The sequence below is a fragment of the Oleiphilus sp. HI0128 genome (assembly GCF_001635365.1).
Map to the genome: position 1 here is coordinate 1 of NZ_LWGG01001333.1, position 1,259 is coordinate 1,259.

Below are 1,259 nucleotides of genomic sequence, written 5' to 3' on the forward strand. Positions count from 1 at the left end.
ATTCGTTCTGAGTCGCAACACCCGTCGCACAGTTGTTCAAATGACAAATTCTCAAATAACGACAACCCAAAGCAACCATAGGCGTGGTACCGAAACCAAAACTCTCGGCACCCAGTATCGCCGCTTTAACAACATCCAGACCTGTCTTTAAACCGCCATCGGTTTGCAGACGGACGCTGCCACGCAAGTCATTGCCGCGCAGAGTCTGGTGAGCCTCGCTCAAACCAAGCTCCCAAGGAGAACCCGCATATCGGATAGAGGTTAGCGGACTTGCAGCCGTGCCACCGTCATAACCGGAAACTGTAATCAAATCAGCATAAGCCTTGGCAACACCTGCGGCGATAGTACCAACACCCGGTTCAGATACCAGTTTCACAGAAACCAATGCCTTTGGATTAACTTGCTTCAAATCAAAGATTAGCTGCGCCAAGTCTTCGATAGAATAAATATCGTGATGCGGTGGCGGTGAAATCAAGGTCACACCTGGCACCGAATATCTTAATGTCGCAATCAGGTTATTTACCTTACCACCTGGTAACTGACCACCTTCACCGGGCTTCGCACCTTGGGCAACTTTGATCTGCAAGACATCAGCATTACGCAAGTAGTGTGGCGTTACACCAAATCGGCCTGATGCGATCTGCTTGATCTTGGAACGTTTTTCCGTACCAAATCTCGCTGCATCTTCACCACCCTCGCCAGAGTTAGAGCGGCCACCTAGACGGTTCATTGCAACAGCAAGTGCTTCATGTGCTTCAGGAGACAAAGCTCCCAAAGACATTGCTGCCGAGTCAAAACGAGGGAAGATATTCTCTACCGGCTCTACTTCGTCTAAAGGAATCTCTTTAGCAGAATCACTTAAAGCAAACAAATCCCTTAAGGATGACGCTGGACGTTCATTTACCAAGGTTGCGTACTTCTGGTAAACAGAGTAATCGCCCGACTCAACTGCTTGCTGAATTGTATTGACAACATCCGGGTTAAAGGCGTGATATTCCTGACCGTGAACAAACTTCAGTAAACCACCTGGCTGGATCGATTTACGCGCCTTGAAAGCTTCTTTAGCCAACAGTGCTTGCTCTGATTGCAGGTCTTCAAAATCAGCACCCTGAATTCTACTTGCGACACCTTTAAAGCATAGGTCAACAACATCGTCTGCAAGACCTACTGCTTCAAACAATTGAGCGCCACGGTAAGAAGCAATTGTAGAAATACCCATCTTCGATAAGATCTTCAACAAGCCCTTACCAATACCGCGA

The 1,259-nt window shown here is 47.7% G+C and carries 1 protein-coding gene; it reads right to left on the reverse strand.

Annotated elements, in window-relative coordinates; all coding sequences use genetic code 11:
* Positions 1–1,259: glutamate synthase-related protein (locus A3763_RS22255; protein WP_255376636.1), on the reverse strand; the 1,259-nt coding region annotated here is incomplete at both ends.